We start from the raw sequence: 19,640 nt of genomic DNA, 5'->3' as shown, positions 1-19,640 counted from the left end.
AGGAACCCAATGGACTACGCCAGTTATAACGGAGAAATTTCAAAAGAACCCCAGATTTCTCTGGATCAGGGCTTTCTTTATGGCTATGGGGTGTTTGAAACCATCAATGTAGCCCATGGAAAACCGGTTTTTTTCGCGGATCATATGGAGCGCTTTAAACAAAGTGCCCTGGTGATGGGCCTTAACTTAACCAGTCATCCCGATCAGATTAAGGCGGACTGTCTGAAGATCATAAAAAAAAATGAGATGAATCGGGGTGGGCTGCGGGTCACCCTCAGTAAGGGCTTAAAAGCAGACAACCTGCTAATCACCGCCCGGGAGAATCATTATGACCGCCAGATGTTTGCCCGGGGAGTAAAAATCTGTACCAATGATGCGGTCCGCAATGAAACAGCCCGGCTGGTCACGATCAAGTCCAACAACTATCTGGAAAATCTGCTGATTTTAAATGAGGCCAAGGCCCGCGGTTTTTCCGAATCGATTTTTTATAACACCCGCGGTTATTTGGCCGAAGGCTGTATGACCAATCTCTTTTTGATTAAAAACAAAACCGTCTGTACCCCGGCAAGGGATTGCGGGCTGCTGGCCGGAATTATCAGAAACCGCGTAATCCAGTTGCTAAAAGCCAACCTCATCCCGATAGAAGAGGGTAATTATACCCGCGAGCAGTTGATCGATGCCGACGAGGTGTTTATCACCAACTCACTGATGGAAATCATGCCGGTGAATCAGGTCGATGAGGTGAACTATCGGATTGGGCCCGAAACCCTGAGCTATCGGATCGATGCACTATTTCAGCAAACCTGGGGATCAGGGTTTTAATAAGACGAGTTATTAAGAAACGAAAAGTTAAACACTCAGCCCTGCAACGGAAGTAAAAAAATCCGTGGCAGGGCTTTTTGTGAACGACAAAATCTTAATAATTTGAAACTGGCTTTGTCAGTAAATAGTAAACTGTGTTAAAATAAACGTAATTAAAAGAAGAACGAGGAGATAAAATGAACACACAATTAGATCGAGAAAAAGCATTGGCGTTGTTGAAGGAATATAATGAAAGTGAATCTCTGGTTAATCACGGTTTGGCGGTGTCTGGAGTGATGGAGCATTTTGCCAAACTGGAAGGGGAAGACCCCGATTATTGGGGAATTGTCGGGCTGCTTCACGATCTGGATTATGAAAAATATCCGGATCAGCATTGCGTCAAGGTGGTCGAAATTCTGGAAGCCAACGATTATGAGAAAGCTTTTATCAACAGCGTGGTCAGCCATGGGTTTGGGATCTGTGCGGATGTGGAGCCGACTCATCAGATGGAGAAAATTCTCTATGCCACCGATGAACTGGCCGGACTGATCACCGCCTGTGCTTATATGCGGCCCTCCAAAAGTGTCAACGATCTGGAACTAAAATCAGTCAAAAAGAAATTCAAAACGGCCAGTTTTGCCGCCGGGGTCAATCGGGAGGTCGTCGCTAAAGGTGCGGAGATGGCCGGCTATTCGCTGGATGACTTGATGCAGGAAACGATTTTGGGAATGCGGGCCGTTGCCGACGACATCGGCCTGGGAAGTAATGAAGCTTAGTCTTCCGGTTCCGGTAAAAAAGGCCTTTAAAGGGCTGGAAAGCTGTGGATTCAGTGGATATCTGGTGGGCGGCTGTGTCCGGGATTATCTGCTTGATACCCTACCGACGGACTTTGATATGACCACTGACGCCACCCCGGATGAAATTATCTCTTGTTTTACCGGCCATCGGGTTTTAAAAACAGGCATTCGCCACGGTACCGTGACGATCATCCTTGATGGGATGGCCATCGAAATAACCACCCATCGGACCGAAGGCGATTATTCCGACAGCCGTCATCCGGATGCGGTGAAGTTCACCAAAAACCTGGCAGATGACCTGGCCAGACGGGATTTTACCATCAATGCGATGGCCTATCATCCCCAAAAAGGTCTGATTGATCGCTATGGCGGAGCAGCGGACATCAAAAATAAAATCATCCGCGGAGTTGGTGATCCTCACAAAAGAATGGCCGAGGACGCCTTGCGCATGCTTCGGGGCCTGCGTTTTGCCGCGGTTTTGGGCTTTGACCTGGATGAGGAGACCCGTATCGCCATCCGGCAGAATTGTGGACAACTTGCCAATATTTCAGCAGAGCGGATTGCCGCTGAGCTGAATAAACTGATCTGTGGCAAAAACGCCAAAACGATCATCCTGGAAGAAACGACGGTGTTGGGGGTGGTGATCCCCGAGCTGCTGCCGGCTAAGAACTTTGATCAACAGAATCCGCACCACTGCTATGATGTGCTGACCCATACGGCGGTGGCAATGCAAACGCTGGCGCCGGTACCGCGGCTGCGGTGGGCGATGTTGTTTCACGACCTAGGGAAACCGCAGACCTTTACCCGGGACGCTGCCGGAGTGGGCCATTTTAAAGGCCACAGTAAGTGCTCTGAAGCGATCGCCCGGGAGCGCTTAACAGCCTTGCGGATGAGTAATGTAACCATTGATCAGGTCTGTGCGTTAGTGAAATACCACGGCACCATCATTGAAGAAGATAAAAAAAGTGTCAAGCGTTGGCTAAACCGTCTCTCAGAGCCATTGCTTCGGGATCTGATTGCGATTAAGCGGGGGGATAACCTGGCTAAGGCGTCAAAGCACCATGACCGGTTGGAGTCACTACAAAGACTGGAAGCGCTGCTTGATCAGGTGATTGCCGAAAAGGCTTGTTTTTCGCTAAAAGATCTGGCTGTCAACGGTCATGATCTAATGGGCCTGGGAATCAAAAACGGTGAGGAAATCGGCCGGATTCTCAACCTGCTGCTGGCTGGCGTCATCGATGAAGTCTATGAAAACGAAAAAGATAGTTTAATAAAAAAAGCAAAGGAGATGCGAACATGTTAATTGACAGCCATGCCCATATCGACGACCAAAAATTTAATGAGGACCGGGAAGCGGTACTAAAAAACGCCCAGGACGCCGGGATCGAGCTTATTGTCAATCCCGGGGCCGACGAGGCTTCAAGTTTCCGGGCCGTAGCAATGAGTGAAAAATACCCGATGGTTTATGCTACGGTGGGGATTCACCCTCATGATGCCAAGGATTACATTACCTCAAAACACGATGCGCTGCTAAAAGAATGGGCAAAAAAGGAAAAGGTCGTGGCGATCGGTGAAATCGGTCTGGATTACCACTATGACTATTCCCCCCGGGATATCCAGCAGGAGGTGTTTATCTGCCAGTTGGTGATTGCCAAAGAAGTAAAGATGCCAATTGTGATCCATAACCGGGAATCGATGGAAGACATGGTCAGGATTTTAAAGGAGTACTTTGCGCCAGCGTATGGCGGGATTATGCACAGCTATAGCGGTTCGGTGGAAATGGCTAAAATCTTTCTCGACATGGGCTTTTATTTGTCGATCTCCGGGCCGCTAACCTTTAGCAATGCCCGAAAACTGCCGGAAGTGGTTGCGATGATACCCTTAGAGCGATTACTCATTGAAACGGATAGTCCGTATCTGACGCCCACACCTCATCGCGGCAAACGAAACGAGCCGGCCTATGTGCGTTTCGTGGCAGCCGAAATTGCCCGAATCCGGGGGATCACAGTAGAAGAGGTGGGAGAGATTACCACCCAGAATGCCAAAAGAGTGTTCGGCATTGAAAAACATATAAAGTAAAAATAATAAAATGCAAATCCTTTATTCATTTTCCTTGACAATCGTAATGAATTCAGATAAAATGTTTAGCGTACCTTCGGGACAGAAAATGAATAAAGGGGTATAGCCAAGCGGTAAGGCAATGGACTCTGACTCCATCATTCGCAGGTTCAAATCCTGCTACCTCTGCCAAAAGAAATTTAGCCTGCTCTTTAAGATCACTTAAAAAGCAGGTTTTATTATATCTGTTAATATTGAGATGTCAATTAGCAACAAGTGAAAAAACAGGAGAAAACCATGAGAGATCAAAAAATCAGCGTTTTTGATATTTACGAATATTTGCCCCATACCAATTGTAAAAACTGCGGTGAAAATAACTGCATGGCCTTTGCCGAAAAATTATTGCAAGGGAAAAAAACCTTGGGTGGGTGCTCGGCAATAAGAGAAGCGATCTATGAAAAAAACCGTAAAGCGATTCAGACATTAATGGATACGAATAGAGACTAAAGAGCAGATAGACAATGATCCATTGTTTGCCTGCTCTTATCTTTTTTAGTATAATGTAAATAGGGTGTTTTAAAAAACACGTAAACGAAGTAAACTGATTAAAAGGCACCTGTTGCACGCCATAAATTGGCAAAGTATGAATCAGATCAGCAATGGAGAAAAAATGGAATCGACTATAACCCGAATTTATATCGCGGATGTTCGCATCTTGAACGATCCCCGTCGATTAGCAGTAGTGATCAAAGCGGTTTCAAAGCAGCGGCGAGAAAAGGCCGAGCGGCTTAAAACACCAGATGCCAAAGCGCTTGCGGTGGGAGCTGAAATGCTGCTAAAAAAAGCGGTGGAGCAGGTCTATGGCATTTACGAACCGCTTGAGATAAAAGTCGGAGCAGATGGCAAACCATTGCTCACGGATTATCCGGAGATCTTTTTTAACCTGTCCCATTCCGGCCATTATGTGGTCTGCGGTCTGGGAGCCCGGCCGGTGGGGGTGGATATTCAAAAAATAGGGCGCCCGAATTTAAAACTGGCGCGACGTTTTTTTGCCCCATCAGAGGCGGACTGGCTCTTTTCGTTACCGGAAAAAAAACAGACACGGGCTTTTTATGATCTTTGGGCCCTTAAAGAAGCCTATATGAAGTACACTGGAAAGGGATTTAAACTGCCGATGCATGCGTTTCAGATTGACTGCCAAAAGGAAGAGTCAATCAATTCTGAGATGACTATTCTTACAGACGGAAAAAGAATGCCGGTGGTGACTAAAAATTATCCTATTTTGGAAAGCTATGTTTTATGGGCTGTTAGTGAACCCAGCGATTTTCAGGAAAAAATAGAATGGATCAGCTTATAGGGAGAGATGCTTTGAAAGAAAAGAATGATTACCAGGAAAAACTTTTAACCGTATTTATGACCTTTCTAAAAATCGGGTTATTTACTTTTGGGGGTGGCTATGCCATGATCCCGCTGATAGAATATGAAACCGTGGAACGGCATCACTGGATTGAAAGCGAGGATATCCTGGATATTTTTGCCATTGCTGAGGCAACCCCAGGGGTCATTGCCGTCAATACGGCGACCTTTGTGGGCTATAAGGTAGCAGGCTTTTGGGGTTCGCTGCTGGCCACCCTGGGGGTGGTGATTCCTTCACTGACGATTATCAGTCTCATTGCCCTTTTTTTTCAGGATTTTCAAAGTCTGGAATGGGTCGGTTATGCCTTTCGGGGAATTCGGGCCGGGGTTATTGTTTTAATCCTGGGAGCCGTGGTTAAAATGGGTAAAAAGGGAGAATACACACCACTAACGGTGCTGATATTAATGCTGGCTTTTGGGCTGGCTTCATTTACCAACATCAATGTCATTTATCTATTGCTGGGCGGTGCTGTGACGGGGCTGGCTTATCAGATTTGGCTGAATAAAAAAATTTCAAACGGGGAAAATAGCGGGGAGGATAAATAATGTATCTGGATCTATTTATCACTTTCTTCAAAATCGGTTTATTTACCATTGGCGGCGGTTACGCCATGATACCGCTGATTCAGCAGGAAGTGGTGGCCCACGGGTGGTTGACCCTGTTGGAACTGACGGATTTTATTGCCGTGGCAGAGTCCACCCCCGGGCCCTTTGCGGTGAATATCGCGACCTTTGTGGGCATGGAAATGGGCGGACTTCCGGGAGCTCTGATCACAACCACCGCTGTGGTTCTACCTTCGTTTATCATCATCCTTTTTATCGCTAAGGCATTTACTAATTTTCAGCAGAATAAATGGGTTCAGGGTGCTCTTTATGGGATGCGGCCAGTCGTGATTGGTCTGATTGCCGCGGCAGTTTGGCTGCTCATGTCCACCGGATTCATTGGCAAGGGTTCTGAGATCCACTCAATAGGTGATTTTTTTTCCGCCCTCCAATATCTGGAAATTATTATTTTTGTGATTGGCAGCTTTGTTTATTTCCGCTTTAAACTACATCCGATAAAACTAATACTGATCTCAGCCGGTCTGGGGATGGTGTTTTTCGGGGTATTGCCGATGTTTTATTAAGGAGTGGGATCTATTGTTTTTCAGTAGGTCTTATTTTTTTTGAGAAAAATTTAATAAATTGATTTCTTTTTAGGAATCAGCTTAAGTAAAAATTAAATAGGTTACTTCGTCACATGATCATCACAAAAATGCGTTAAACTAATTTAAATGACACAAAATTGTCATAATCATCAGTTATGATAAGGAAAAAGGAGGGATTGCGATGACTATTATCATTAACGTATTAACTGCCTGGTTAAGTGTCATTTTTGCATTTTTACTTACGATCATCTATTTACTACGAATAATCAATAAGGGTAAAAGAAAAAATAAATTTATCGCCAGAATTAACCGAAATCTGAGAAATTCACATAAAACAATGGGAATCGCTTTTGTGATCTCGGCCTGTGTTCATGGGTTCTTTTCCTCAGGAACCATTTTATCATTTAATTTTGGAACCCTGTGCATGGTGATGGGGGTGCTTTTGGGGTTGACCTATATGCTGAGAAAACTATTACCGGGAAAGTGTACCTGGATCAAACCCCATCGCTGGCTAACTGCGGTGTTGATTGTGTTCCTGGGTATCCACCTGTGGGAAGTGGGCGGAATCATGGGTCCGGAGTTCTTTTTTAAATGTTCATTGAGGGAAGTGGAGACTTCGGTGGCAAAATTGTATGGAACCGAAACGGTATCGGCAACAGCCGCGAAGGATCAAACCGATCCCGTAACGGCGGAAAATGCCAGCACCGCCCCACCTGAAAGCTCATCAACGATGACGACGGATACAGCAGTAACCGATACGGTGCTAACCAAGGCCAATCTGTTTTTAGGCAGTGTTGATTTGAAGGATGGTACTTATACTGGCGTGGCAGAAGGTTACGGACCGGAGTTGACGGTGTGTGTGACAGTCGCTGAAAATGTGATTACTGATGTTTTAGTGGTTTCCCACAATGAAAATAATGTAAAGTATTATGGCAAGGCCATTGATGCAGTACCGGCAGCGATTGTTGCTGCGCAGACTCCGCTAGTTGATACGATTTCAGGAGCAACCTATACCTCAAACGGCATTATGCAGGCTGTTATCAATGGCTTGGAACCGGCGGTGATTTCCGGAACACTACCCAGTCTGTAAAATTCTGGTAACGATGCGGTATGATGGCCTTGACAAAAGGTGAAATCAGGATACCATTTTTAAATAGTTGAAAATATTTAAAAATGATGTTACTGAAACGATTAGACACCCAACCCTTTAAATTTGCCAGTGAGTTAAGTCTAAAGGGTCGGGTGTCTTTTTTTGTAAAAAAAAACTTCTTAGATATTTTCAAAGAAATGGGGTAATACTATTATGAAGAATAAATAATTAAATAGAGAAAGAGGCGGTTATTGATGAAAGATAAGATTTTTGGTGTTTTACAGCGGGTGGGACGTTCTTTTATGTTACCCATTGCTTTGCTGCCGGTGGCTGGACTTCTTTTAGGGATCGGTGGATCATTTACTAATGAGACCATGCTTGAATCCTACAATCTGATAGGGGTGATGGGCCCGGGAACCATTGTAAATGACATCTTAAGTATCATGCTTGCTGCCGGTAATATTATTTTTGCGAATCTGCCCATTATCTTTGCCATGGGTGTAGCTATTGGGATGGCTAAACAGGAAAAAGCGGTGGCAGCACTGGCTGGCGTAATTGGATTTTTCGTTATGCATGCGGTAATCGCTGCGCTTATTAAGATTACCGGAACCTATACACCGGAAACCTTGCTGATTGCCAATAATCTGGGGCAGATCGCTGCTGAGAGCAGCGGCAGTGCGTTTGTCCCGATTATTGCGAACAAGATGTTGCCAAGCGGTTCAATTTCCGATATTGTGGGAATAACATCTTTGCAAATGGGTGTATTTGGTGGGATTTTAGTGGGGCTGGTAACTTCGGCTCTGCATAACCGGTTTTATAAGGTTGAGTTTCCGCCAGTGGTATCATTTTTCGGAGGGACACGTTTTGTACCCATTATTACGGCCATTGCCTTTTTATTTATTGGTGGGATCATGTTCTTTTTCTGGCCGTTTATTCAAAATGGTATCTATGCCATCGGTGGTTTGGTCATTGCATCCGGGTATTTTGGCACCTTCATCTATGGCTTTATCGAACGGGCATTAATTCCCTTTGGTCTGCATCATGTTTTTTATCTTCCTTTCTGGCAAACCGGATTGGGGGGATCAATGGTTGTGGATGGCGTTTTGGTCGAGGGAGCCCAAAACATTTTCTTTGCCCAATTGGCAAGTCCTGATGTCACCCACTTTTCAGTGGAAGCCACACGCTTCATGTCGGGGAAATTCCCGTTTATGATTTTTGGCTTACCTGGGGCTGCATTGGCCATGTATAAATGCGCCAAAACTAACAAACAGAAAGCGGTCGGTGGACTATTGATATCGGCGGCACTAACGGCGATGATCACGGGGATTACCGAACCGATTGAATTTACATTTTTATTTGTTGCACCATTTTTATATGTCATCCATAGTGTCTTTGCCGGCCTGTCCTATATGTTTATGCATATTTTGAATGTTGGGGTTGGGATGACCTTCTCAGGCGGGATTATCGATCTCGCTCTATTTGGTATTCTCCAGGGAAATGCCAAGACCAACTGGCTGTACATTGTTTTGGTGGGGGTTGGTTACTTCATTCTCTATTACTTTTTATTTAAGATTTTAATCAATAAATTTAATCTAAAAACGCCTGGTCGAGAAGAAGAAGACGAAGAAACGAAGCTCTATACCCGGGCAGATTATGAAAAAGGTAAAAATAAGGGTAACGATCAGAACGTGGAATCCAGTGATCCCGGATCGGCAATGATTGTCAACGGGTTAGGTGGGAAGTCAAACATCAGTGATCTGGATTCATGCGCAACCCGGCTTCGGGTGACGGTATTGGATGGGAAAAAGGTTGATGAAAGAATCCTGAAGCTTTCTGGAGCGCTGGGCGTTATCCAGCAAGGAAATGGAATTCAGGTTATTTATGGACCCAAGGTCACGGTGATTAAATCCAAGTTGGATGAGTATCTTGAGCGTTCAGAAAGTGATCAGGAAACGATGATCCCAGTGGTTGAAAAATTACCGGCCAAAGAAGAACTAACTGAAACGAAAGACAATAAAGCTAAAACCCTGGAAATTTTTGCAGCACCTGTTGATGGTGATTTGCAGAGTATTACCGAAGCACCGGATGAGGCCTTCAGCAACAAAATGGTGGGGGATGGGATTGTGATATTCCCCACGGGTGACACCATCAACGCCCCTTGCGATGCCGAGGTTACCATGGTGTTCCCAACCAACCATGCTATTGGGCTGACCAGTCTAAATGGTACCGAAATCCTTATTCATGTGGGGATTGATACGGTAAAACTGGACGGAAAGGGATTTGAAGTTTTGGTGAAAACAGGCGATCAGGTTAAAAAAGGCGATCTCTTGATGAAGGTGGACATGAACTATCTTGCTGATCATGCTCCTTCAACCGCCATACCGATTGTTGTGACTAATTTAACTGAAGATCAAAAGATAAAAGTGATTAAGAGTGGTGCCATTAAAAGCAGTGAGGACGCCTTTGCCATTGAATCCTGAAACAGTTAAATTAACGGGTGCCAGCGAGTATACGCGAAATAGTGGGCAGTCTATTACGAAATAAAGTCTGTCAATCTGTATGTTGCAGTCAGACCAAAGAACGGCATCCGCCAGGGATCTGGTCTGACATAACATAACTTATTCTACACAGGAGGAAGAAAGATGAAATTTGAATTAAGAGATTGGAAACTGGATGATGCAGAAAACTTAGTGCGTTATGCCAATAACCCCAAAGTTGCCTGCTTTTTAAGGAATGCTTTCCCATCACCCTACACATTGGACGATGCCCATATGTTCATTGACCAGTGTATGCACAGAGATCAGACAAAACAGTCGATCAAAGCCATTGTCATAGACAATGAGCCCATCGGTTCGGTGGGATTGATGCTTCAGGACGATGTCAGCTGTAAGACGGCCGAGATGGGGTACTGGCTGGGTGAACCATTCTGGGGAAAGGGGATTATGACAAAGGCAATAATCCAAACCTGCGAAAATGGATTCGCTAATTTTGATATCTTTAGAATTTATAGCAGACCCTTTGTGGATAATATTGGTTCCCGGAAGGCCCTTGAAAAGGCCGGCTTTAAGTTAGAAGGAATTTGCAAGAAGGCCATCTTCAAAAACGGAAAGATAACCGACTACTGTATGTATGCCTTGATTAAATGAAATAAAATGTAAAAAAAGATGCTGGATGATGTAAAATCAATCAGCATCTTTTTCGTTTTCAACAGGATTGAATTTAAGAATTGGTTCTATACATATTCTGGTGCTTTTGGACGGGTTGTATTTTGGCTGGCAGTACGGACTAGCCGTAGGCGTGGTGAATCCCATTGCTGTCATTATTAAAATCGTAGAGGTCATTATTCTGAACATTTTTCAGACCATCATTGATAAAATTTTTAATTTCCAATGTTGCAGTTTCTTCTGGTATATAAATAATTTTAGTTGTTGTTCCCATTTTATGTCCCTCCGTTTCTTTTTTTTTGCTAATTGCATAGTCGATTTTAGCAACAAATACGATTTACCTATTCCATTTTGTGAGGAGAGTAAAAGAAATGGGTATCCACTGGTGAATTTAAAACATTCTATGTTATGGTTCGGCGTGATCAAAGATCACCGCAATCGGCAGCTCCTCTTCCATTTAAAAACATCCTATGTTATGGTTCGGCTCGGCGACGTCCTTTGGGTGCGGGAGACGTTTTACAATTTAGAAACATCCTATGTTATGGTTCGGCGTTACAAACGATTGTCCAGGATCTAAATTATGCTTATTTAAAAACATCCTATGTTATGGTTCGGCCCGATGGCTGCGATAAATGGTGCAATCGCAATGAATTTAAAAACATCCTATGTTATGGTTCGGCTTGCTGGGAAAGCTGCAACGGTTTGGTATAATTTATTTAAAAACATCCTATGTTATGGTTCGGCCAAACGCGTGGGACGGCTTTGTAACTCAAGTTACGACATTTAAAAACATCCTATGTTATGGTTCGGCCTGGAACGGTGTTGTGATAGTAGATATTGCAGCAAATTTAAAAACATCCTATGTTATGGTTCGGCTTGTCGGCAACGTCTTTTTGTGCAATAACAGGCTGATTTAAAAACATCCTATGTTATGGTTCGGCAAAATGGAATCTGATTTTGTAAATGGCTTTAAACTATTTAAAAACATCCTATGTTATGGTTCGGCCCACATTGGGTACTTATATCCATGTTTTAGAGTCGCATTTAAAAACATCCTATGTTATGGTTCGGCCGCTACCACGATCTTAGGCACACGGCTGCAACGCATTTAAAAACATCCTATGTTATGGTTCGGCTTAAAGAGAGGGGCTGGGTTCGAAGTGGTATTATGATATTTAAAAACATCCTATGTTATGGTTCGGCACCCGTCGATTCACGCCATAAATTAAGCCATTCAGCCATTTAAAAACATCCTATGTTATGGTTCGGCACTGTATAATATACTGCGCTTTATCCAATTCATTATATTTAAAAACATCCTATGTTATGGTTCGGCCCAGAGTGGGTTGGATGCCTTGAGAGGGGGAAAGGCGATTTAAAAACATCCTATGTTATGGTTCGGCAACCCTATCAGGGCGTTATGTTATAGGTGATGTTATATTTAAAAACATCCTATGTTATGGTTCGGCAGCTGCAATCGTGGCGACACTCGAAAGTCTGAGAAAATTTAAAAACATCCTATGTTATGGTTCGGCTCGCCGATTTTTATTTTTTTCGTATAGCTTAAATTATTTAAAAACATCCTATGTTATGGTTCGGCATTTGGGGAGATTCACCAGAAGAATTGGTTAATGAATTTAAAAACATCCTATGTTATGGTTCGGCGTAGCTGCTAGTTTAAATATGATTTTTGGTGCTGCATTTAAAAACATCCTATGTTATGGTTCGGCCTTTTTCCAGTGCTTCAACAATTTCAATCTTTGTCATATTTAAAAACATCCTATGTTATGGTTCGGCTTTTATGTTATCGATTATTATGGAATCTATTAGTGAATTTAAAAACATCCTATGTTATGGTTCGGCTGGTATTTGTTATACGCTTGTAGCACCATTTCCAGATTTAAAAACATCCTATGTTATGGTTCGGCAGGGAAACGACGTTAGTATTTCAGCGATTGGGTTATAATTTAAAAACATCCTATGTTATGGTTCGGCAAGCAATATCGGCAAGCTGTTGTCTATCATTGATTTATTTAAAAACATCCTATGTTATGGTTCGGCCTCCACGACACTGAATTTCACAAAATTCAGCTAGATTTAAAAACATCCTATGTTATGGTTCGGCCTTGAATGGGCTGGTGATATGATGCAAGGATTTATATTTAAAAACATCCTATGTTATGGTTCGGCCCACCGCCACCGCTTGCACTTGTTGCCGTACTTCCATTTAAAAACATCCTATGTTATGGTTCGGCTTGCAACATTAGCGGAAGTATACGTTATGTCATCGGTATTTAAAAACATCCTATGTTATGGTTCGGCAAAAGGTTTTAAGTTTACGATGTGCTTAAACCCAAATTTAAAAACATCCTATGTTATGGTTCGGCTATGCGCCCGGTACAAATGCGCAACAGATATTAGAATTTAAAAACATCCTATGTTATGGTTCGGCTGGAAGAAGAATTAAGAGAAGGATATAATCAATCAAATTTAAAAACATCCTATGTTATGGTTCGGCAACAATTGTAAGAACAGCTCTGCTTGTAGTCGCATATTTAAAAACATCCTATGTTATGGTTCGGCCCACTGGGATTGTTGCAATTTGCTGTGTCCAAAACATTTAAAAACATCCTATGTTATGGTTCGGCACGTTTCATATTGTTTTAGTGGCCCTTCATCTGGTCGATTTAAAAACATCCTATGTTATGGTTCGGCATCAGCTATATCTGCGTTAGTTCCACCGTATACCGTATTTAAAAACATCCTATGTTATGGTTCGGCATTGCGGAACTTGTAGAAGCTGGACTTGTAACGCATTTAAAAACATCCTATGTTATGGTTCGGCAACTCCGCCATCAGGCTCTCTTACACTACCAGTCATTATTTAAAAACATCCTATGTTATGGTTCGGCTCAACTATCTGGCTCCGAAGGTGCTGGTGTTAATTAGCAAATTATAGGAGTCCCAAAAGTCCTGATTTAATCAAATTATTCCAGCTAAACCCGGCTTTTCAATTATGGTATAATGATTAATCATTAGTCACTTTAAGGAAGCACAAACCATGGTTTATCTGGAACACTTTTCTGACCACCCGCTGGATTATATCAACGAATTCTACACCGCTGAAAAAGTTCGCATCGACAGCTGTCCTCATTGTCATTCGTGCAGGCGGCTTCATCTTCATGGTATCTATCACCGGCATGTGATCTGGTATGAGGATGTCTTCGCCATTCCGGTCCAACGCCATTACTGTATTCATTGCGGCAAGACAGTGAGTATTCTGCCTTCTTTTTGCCATCCCGGGTTTCAGCTGGCCCTTCCATTTCTGCTGGAACTGCTTTGGGCCTTTTTAAACAGGATTCCTTCAGCCTGCGCTTTAGCGCATCAGCATCGGCACTTTATCACCCGGCGTTTCCTTTTTTGTCTGAACCGGCTGATTGAGTATTTTCGCATCTGTCATGATCCTTTAATCGTCTTTCCTGATTTTGGGCATAAAAAAGCCATAAAGCTTCTTGAAATGGTCTACTCGGTGGGGAAGCCCCACATCTTCGGCAAAAGATATCACGATCATTTTAAGATAGGATTTATGGCACTTTAATTGTACCATCCTTCCCTATTTTTTTGAAGAACTATTTGTCCCACAGAGCTTTTGCTTTGCCTTTTATCGATTGATCCGTTATTCTCTGATTATCTGGTTTTATGGATCCTTAAAACCTCAACTCATTAAAATCGGAGGTTTTTACAATGACTGAAAAAGACAAAGAATTGATTGCTTTATTTCGCTATGGCCTGATTGCGCCGTTACTTACGGATACCATCACGAACCACACGGCTTATCTGGATGAGGTCAGTGCCAAAACCCATGATGTCCCGCATTATGGCATCCGCACCTACAACCGTAAAACCCTGCTGGAATGGCACCGTTTGTACCGGCGCCATGGTTTTGATGCGCTTAAGCCCAAGGTTCGGACGGACAAGGGTTCGTCCCGGGCGTTACCGGCAGAATCGGCCAGACTACTCCTTACGCTGCGAACGGAAAACATCCATTTATCAGTGAAGTTGTTCCATGAGTGGCTCATTCATGAAGGCCACTTCACCAGCTCTGACTGTTCCTATTCGACGGTGTATCGGCTGCTCAAAAAACATCAACTGTTAAAGCCATCCCAGGCGGATACATCTGACCGCCGCCGGTTTGCCCATATTGATATCAACACCCTATGGCAGACCGATGTTTCCCATGGCCCGTATCTGACTCTTAACGGTAAAAAACGCAAAACCTATCTGATCGCTTTTATCGATGATGCTTCCCGGCGGATTACCGGGGCTCAGTTCATGCTGGCTGAGAAGAATGAAGATCTCCTTCATGTCCTTAAATCGGCTTTACTTACCTGTGGTAAGCCCACCATGCTTTATGCGGATAATGGCAAGATTTTCCGTTCCCACCAACTGAATACTTCCTGTGCCACCCTGGGTATTGCCTTGGTCAACACCAAGCCTTATGATCCCAAAAGCAAGGGCAAAATCGAGCGCTTTTTCAAAACCGTCCGCAGCCGTTTCTATCCACTTTTGACGGATGCTGACTTGATGGATCTGGAGGTCCTCAACCAACGCTTTGAGGCCTGGCTGGCTCGGGATTATCATCATAAGGTTCATTCGAGTCTCAATGAAGCGCCGATGGTCTTTTATATGCGGGGGAGTGACCGGATTAAGCATTTCTCTGATCCCCGAATTATTGATGAAGCCTTTCTGATCCGGGTGACCAGAAAGGTCAAGTCGGATGCCACCATTTCGCTGCACAACGCCCTTTTCGAAGCGTCGCCGATGTTTATTGGTAAGAGCGTGGATATCCGTTATCCCAATGAATATCCGGATGAAATCTATATTTATGAAAACAGTGTCCGGATTCTTACCTGCAAAAAAGTCATCATGACGGACAACGCCATTGCCAAACGCAATAACAATGCTATCAGCTACAGCGCGTTAGGCGGTGTTCCTCATGTATAAATCATTTTTCGGGTTCCAGCAGGCGCCCTTTGACAAGGGCATTGATTCATCGATGCTCTTTCAATCTGAAGCTTACAAGGAAGTTTTAGCCCGACTGGATTATCTCAAAACCACCCGCGGTTTTGGTCTGATTACTGGGGACCCCGGGGTTGGTAAAACATCGACCCTGCGGGTCTTTGCCGACAGTTTGAATCCGTCGTTATATAAGGTCATGTATTTCCCGATGTCTTCCGGGACAACCATGGATTTTTACCGGGGTCTGGCGTTTTCGCTTGGGGAACAGCCAAAATTTCGAAAAGTGGAGCTGTTTTTTCAGATTCAGAACGCCATTACGGATCTTTATGATAAACGCCGCATCACGCCGGTCTTTATCCTGGATGAGATGCAGTCGGCTTCAGCCCAGTTTCTTCACGATCTGAGCATCATTTTTAACTTTGACATGGATAAACGTAATCCTTTTATTCTGATTCTCACCGGTTTACCGACGCTGGCCAACCGACTGGCCTTAAACCAGAACCGGTCGCTTGATCAGCGGCTGGTGACCCGGTTTCATTTCTCGCCGCTTACACCGGATGAGGTTCGGGATTATATCAAACACCGGTTTAAGCATGCCGGTGTTTCACGGAATCTGATCAACGAGAATGCTTATGAAGCCATTTCATCATCCACTGGTGGTTATCCGCGATTAGTCGGTAATCTGGTTACCCAGTGTCTGATTCTTGCCTTTCAAAAACAAACAGATCTTATTGATGAAGAGATTGTTTTTGCCGCTTCTGCGGATGCTGGGATTTAACGCCTGACGGCGTTATTTCCCTTTTTTTCTGGAGAAATAAAGCGTGATTATGTGATTAAAAAACTGAAACACACTTTTTAACCCGCCATTATTTTCACAGTCTTTCGAACATTTCGATCCGTTTTATTGTGATTAAACCAGTCCGAAATAATGTGAAAATTTACAGCTGGCTTAAGAATATTTAAAAACATCCTATGTTATGGTTCGGCTGCGATACCGTTTAGTGAACAAGTTGTTGCAGAGATATTTAAAAACATCCTATGTTATGGTTCGGCAAAACACCGTTATTGATGCTTTCCCCGTTGTGTAGAAATTTAAAAACATCCTATGTTATGGTTCGGCATAGTGAATTACAGTGTTTACCAGCCATTGAGTAAATTTAAAAACATCCTATGTTATGGTTCGGCAAAGAAAAACCAGAAAGACAAATACTTCCCATTATTATTTAAAAACATCCTATGTTATGGTTCGGCAATCATTGGTGCAATTAGAAAGTACAGTATCGAAGAATTTAAAAACATCCTATGTTATGGTTCGGCAGTAAAGATGCAAGAAGTACTAAAGCAGGTTGTGATATTTAAAAACATCCTATGTTATGGTTCGGCAGTAAGAGAGGGTGTTACTGGCGGAGTTACAATGATATTTAAAAACATCCTATGTTATGGTTCGGCAAGCACTTTCAGCATCCGCATAACAGAGCCATCTTTATTTAAAAACATCCTATGTTATGGTTCGGCGCTCCACAGGTCGCCAAATTAAACAGCGAGATCAGATTTAAAAACATCCTATGTTATGGTTCGGCTTATATGGCAACCCGAGTGATGAACTGCTGTTTTAATTTAAAAACATCCTATGTTATGGTTCGGCTGATTCCAGGTTTGTGGCTGTCAGCTGTTCATCTCATTTAAAAACATCCTATGTTATGGTTCGGCAGGAGATTTTAAGGATCAAAAGACAGGCGAAATTGTATTTAAAAACATCCTATGTTATGGTTCGGCCAATTCGGTAGGAGCGAAGAAAGGCCCGGGCAGCGTATTTAAAAACATCCTATGTTATGGTTCGGCATGAAAGAACGGTTGCCGGATGATTTCAAGAAAATATTTAAAAACATCCTATGTTATGGTTCGGCTGAAGCTTTGCAATTTCAGTTAGTTGGTAAAGATGCATTTAAAAACATCCTATGTTATGGTTCGGCTGAAGTGCGGAATCTCTTAGGGTTCAGCCCCATGGAATTTAAAAACATCCTATGTTATGGTTCGGCGTAAGTTTAAAAAAGGTTTGCAGCGACGGTTAGAATATTTAAAAACATCCTATGTTATGGTTCGGCGGTATGAGGATTATGCAAAACGGTATTCATGCAGGTATTTAAAAACATCCTATGTTATGGTTCGGCTATTGAAAAACTGCTAAAAAAATAATAATGAGGGTTGATTAGATCCCTATATTAAGGTGTTATAGAAAAATTTACCAGCCGTTTCTAAGAATTTCGAAATAAACGCTTCTGCTCCATAGAAACCCCACTAATTATGGCAATTTTGATAAAATACATAAAAACTGCCTGGTAAATTAAAGGAAAAGATTCTCGGCAGATTGGAAATTGCCCAAAGTTTCTTCTTCAAAAACATCCCCATTGATTAATTTAATGATACACACAAAATCCTCTTCGCTAACAATAATATTTTTTAATTCCTGTCGAAGTTGAATGAGCTTTGAGGGTGTAATGGCACCACGAAAAACCGATTTTTGGTAATGCACCAAGTATTTTTTGCAAATTTTAAAAACCTTGGTTACACGTTTTTCGTTAATATCATAGAAAACAAAGGCGTAGTTATAATTGAGTGATTTTCCCATGGCTTATCGCTTCTCCTTATTGTTAAACGGCATAAAAGTTTGTTCCTCAAGGATTTCTTTAATGAGTTTATAACAGTCGAGTTTGATGGCGGTTCGATAACTTACCTTCCGCTTAAGCTTGGGATGCTGAAAAACGCTTTCAAGACGTTCTTCAAAGGCTCCGATAAATACTTTGCGGCCTTCTTCATTGAGTATACAATAATTTAACTTCTTTTCAAAATGCTTATCGACTTGAAGTCGTCGATTATTCACAAGATCAAAGATCGTCTTAAAAACAATCACGGGTTTAAAAACTTCGCATAAATCAAGACTCAAAGAAAACCGACCTTCCGATGGCTCGTGTAGAAAACTGATCCGCTGATCCAAGTGAGTCTGATAAATCGCGGAGATGGTCTTTGAGTAAAGCAAGCTATTACCAAAAGAAATCAGCGCATTAATGGGATTATCGGGAGGACGCTTGACGCGTTTATTCATCATAAAATCTTCTGGCAAGAAATAGTTAAAGCACGAATAAAAACGCTGCCACAATTCGCCTTCAATTTGTAAAATTTGTTTTATAGTGTACGCGCGAGACAGATTTAATGGCAAATCCTTGCGAATCCAGTCAATAGTGGGTTTTACCTCCTTCTTTTCATGCTTATAATAATGATAGAGCAGTTCATCAATATTGCAGGCGATGCCCTGAACAATGGCCTTGGCAATATCAAGACGTTTATTTGCTGACGCGTTTACCTGAGCAACCAGCAAACGGCCGCTGACGAGCGTCTCTTTTGGATAAAAGGTGCCGCTGTAGCTTTCATGATAGTTGAAAAAGTGAACAATGACCTTGTTTTTGGAGAGAAAATCAAGCAGCTTCGTATTGATGCTTACTTCAGACAGACAATAAAGTTCGCGGATCCCTTCAATGGGAATATAAGTATTCCGTCCGTTGACCCGAAAGCAAAGTGAATTGTCCTTTCGGGTCAGTTCACCCATTGATGTCAGATATCGGGTGTGCCCCATAAGAAACCTCCTTTAGATACAGCAATAAGTGTAATAAGCGCACTTCGTGCACTTCCGATTAATGGCAATAGCTGGTGGTACCGGTTGGTTTAATAGTTCAATAATTTCGGTTTCGATGATGGTCAACTTTTGGATGTTCTCATCATCCAAATCCACATAATATATTTTGCGATCACCTTTGTTTTTTTCGATAAATTCTATTTTTCCTTGGCGTTTTATTCCTTTTTTGTTTAAAACGTTGAGATAGAAAAGGACTTGCCACTTTACGGCTTCATAGTCAGCATCGGATTTTTTGATTTCAATCAGATAATCTTTAGTAATCTTATCAATCTTGATGCTTTCAACAGCGATTTCCGTTTGGGCACTTTCAGCTGCTTTAACCTCATGCAGGGCCTTTCCAATTTTAACATCCTCGCTATTGTCTTCCAGATTGATCCGATTACCATGGAGCCAACATTGACGTTTGCAATGGATGTAATAATTCACCAGGGTACCAGTAACTCCCATAAGCGACTC

Annotated in this window: 18 protein-coding genes, 1 tRNA gene and 2 CRISPR repeat arrays; of the genes, 15 read left to right on the top strand and 4 right to left on the bottom strand. The window is 42.8% G+C overall.

The genetic code is table 11. The features are described from left to right. Positions 1-9 precede the first annotated feature (9 nt). The 12 genes from ACIZ62_RS16675 (at position 10) to ACIZ62_RS16620 (ending at position 10,456) form a co-directional block, all read left to right on the top strand. Complete coding sequence (locus ACIZ62_RS16675) at positions 10-822, top strand: aminotransferase class IV (RefSeq protein WP_322519100.1); 813 nt, start codon at positions 10-12, stop codon at positions 820-822. A 176-nt stretch (positions 823-998) separates the two neighbouring features. Further along, on the top strand, positions 999-1,577 hold the full coding sequence (locus tag ACIZ62_RS16670; protein ID WP_322519101.1) for an HDIG domain-containing metalloprotein: 579 nt from the start codon (positions 999-1,001) through the stop codon (positions 1,575-1,577). Beyond that, the gene (locus ACIZ62_RS16665) at positions 1,540-2,901 is read left to right on the top strand and encodes a CCA tRNA nucleotidyltransferase (protein WP_414150675.1); all 1,362 of its coding nucleotides are present in this window, start codon (positions 1,540-1,542) and stop codon (positions 2,899-2,901) included. The genes ACIZ62_RS16670 and ACIZ62_RS16665 overlap by 38 nt, the downstream gene beginning before the upstream one ends. Then, on the top strand, positions 2,895-3,677 hold the full coding sequence (locus ACIZ62_RS16660; protein WP_414150674.1) for a TatD family hydrolase: 783 nt from the start codon (positions 2,895-2,897) through the stop codon (positions 3,675-3,677). Before ACIZ62_RS16665 ends, ACIZ62_RS16660 begins: the two co-directional genes overlap by 7 nt. Positions 3,678-3,773: 96 nt before the next feature. Continuing rightward, positions 3,774-3,848, top strand: a tRNA-Gln gene (locus ACIZ62_RS16655). Between the two features lie 105 nt (positions 3,849-3,953). Further along, the gene (locus ACIZ62_RS16650; protein WP_414150673.1) at positions 3,954-4,163 is read left to right on the top strand and encodes a (Fe-S)-binding protein; all 210 of its coding nucleotides are present in this window, start codon (positions 3,954-3,956) and stop codon (positions 4,161-4,163) included. Positions 4,164-4,326: 163 nt separating this feature from the next. Then, positions 4,327-5,013 (top strand): 4'-phosphopantetheinyl transferase family protein, encoded by a 687-nt coding sequence (locus ACIZ62_RS16645; RefSeq protein WP_414150672.1) that lies wholly within the window; start codon positions 4,327-4,329, stop codon positions 5,011-5,013. Beyond that, the gene (locus tag ACIZ62_RS16640; RefSeq protein ID WP_414150671.1) at positions 4,998-5,618 is read left to right on the top strand and encodes a chromate transporter; all 621 of its coding nucleotides are present in this window, start codon (positions 4,998-5,000) and stop codon (positions 5,616-5,618) included. Before ACIZ62_RS16645 ends, ACIZ62_RS16640 begins: the two co-directional genes overlap by 16 nt. After that, positions 5,618-6,199: a chromate transporter gene (locus ACIZ62_RS16635; protein WP_322519107.1), complete on the top strand. Its 582-nt coding sequence runs from the start codon at positions 5,618-5,620 to the stop codon at positions 6,197-6,199. The genes ACIZ62_RS16640 and ACIZ62_RS16635 overlap by 1 nt, the downstream gene beginning before the upstream one ends. A 202-nt stretch (positions 6,200-6,401) precedes the next feature. After that, entirely contained in the window at positions 6,402-7,310 is a 909-nt protein-coding gene (locus tag ACIZ62_RS16630; RefSeq protein ID WP_414150670.1) for an FMN-binding protein, read from the top strand. A gap of 254 nt (positions 7,311-7,564) precedes the next feature. Beyond that, positions 7,565-9,790, top strand: coding sequence for a glucose PTS transporter subunit IIA (locus ACIZ62_RS16625; RefSeq protein WP_414150669.1), 2,226 nt, complete (start codon positions 7,565-7,567; stop codon positions 9,788-9,790). A 162-nt stretch (positions 9,791-9,952) separates the two neighbouring features. Continuing rightward, a complete protein-coding gene (locus tag ACIZ62_RS16620; RefSeq protein ID WP_111888881.1) occupies positions 9,953-10,456 on the top strand; it encodes a GNAT family N-acetyltransferase in 504 nt (167 codons plus the stop codon). Between the two features lie 139 nt (positions 10,457-10,595). Here the strand turns inward: ACIZ62_RS16620 and ACIZ62_RS16615 are convergent, their stop codons facing one another. After that, positions 10,596-10,748: a hypothetical protein gene (locus tag ACIZ62_RS16615; protein ID WP_414150668.1), complete on the bottom strand. Its 153-nt coding sequence runs from the start codon at positions 10,746-10,748 to the stop codon at positions 10,596-10,598. Positions 10,749-10,862: 114 nt separating this feature from the next. Further along, positions 10,863-13,386: direct repeats of the CRISPR family, unit length 30 nt; unit sequence ATTTAAAAACATCCTATGTTATGGTTCGGC. 149 nt (positions 13,387-13,535) lie between these two features. Here ACIZ62_RS16615 and ACIZ62_RS16610 point away from each other — a divergent pair. The 3 genes from ACIZ62_RS16610 (at position 13,536) to ACIZ62_RS16600 (ending at position 16,271) form a co-directional block, all read left to right on the top strand. After that, a complete protein-coding gene (locus tag ACIZ62_RS16610) occupies positions 13,536-14,072 on the top strand; it encodes a transposase (RefSeq protein ID WP_414150291.1) in 537 nt (178 codons plus the stop codon). Between the two features lie 146 nt (positions 14,073-14,218). Further along, the gene (locus ACIZ62_RS16605) at positions 14,219-15,478 is read left to right on the top strand and encodes a DDE-type integrase/transposase/recombinase (RefSeq protein WP_414150292.1); all 1,260 of its coding nucleotides are present in this window, start codon (positions 14,219-14,221) and stop codon (positions 15,476-15,478) included. Beyond that, positions 15,471-16,271 (top strand): ExeA family protein, encoded by an 801-nt coding sequence (locus ACIZ62_RS16600; protein WP_414150293.1) that lies wholly within the window; start codon positions 15,471-15,473, stop codon positions 16,269-16,271. The genes ACIZ62_RS16605 and ACIZ62_RS16600 overlap by 8 nt, the downstream gene beginning before the upstream one ends. A 179-nt stretch (positions 16,272-16,450) precedes the next feature. Continuing rightward, a CRISPR array of direct repeats spans positions 16,451-17,664; the repeat unit is 30 nt; unit sequence ATTTAAAAACATCCTATGTTATGGTTCGGC. A gap of 173 nt (positions 17,665-17,837) precedes the next feature. Here the strand turns inward: ACIZ62_RS16600 and cas2 are convergent. The 3 genes from cas2 to ACIZ62_RS16585 are packed head-to-tail and all read right to left on the bottom strand — an operon-like array spanning position 17,838 to position 19,631. Further along, a complete protein-coding gene (gene cas2 / locus ACIZ62_RS16595; RefSeq protein ID WP_414150667.1) occupies positions 17,838-18,122 on the bottom strand; it encodes a CRISPR-associated endonuclease Cas2 in 285 nt (94 codons plus the stop codon). Between the two features lie 3 nt (positions 18,123-18,125). Beyond that, on the bottom strand, positions 18,126-19,124 hold the full coding sequence (cas1b, locus tag ACIZ62_RS16590) for a type I-B CRISPR-associated endonuclease Cas1b (protein ID WP_414150666.1): 999 nt from the start codon (positions 19,122-19,124) through the stop codon (positions 18,126-18,128). Positions 19,125-19,136: 12 nt separating this feature from the next. Then, positions 19,137-19,631, bottom strand: a complete 495-nt coding sequence (locus ACIZ62_RS16585) for a CRISPR-associated protein Cas4 (protein WP_414150665.1) — start codon at positions 19,629-19,631, stop codon at positions 19,137-19,139. Between the last annotated feature and the right edge of the window lie 9 nt (positions 19,632-19,640).

Origin of the sequence: Acetobacterium carbinolicum (assembly GCF_047456275.1) — a bacterium.
In the GTDB taxonomy this organism is placed as follows: Bacteria; Bacillota; Clostridia; order Eubacteriales; family Eubacteriaceae; genus Acetobacterium; species Acetobacterium carbinolicum.
The sequence above is the reverse complement of the archived record's forward strand: the minus strand, read 5'-3'. Positions and strand labels throughout refer to the sequence as shown.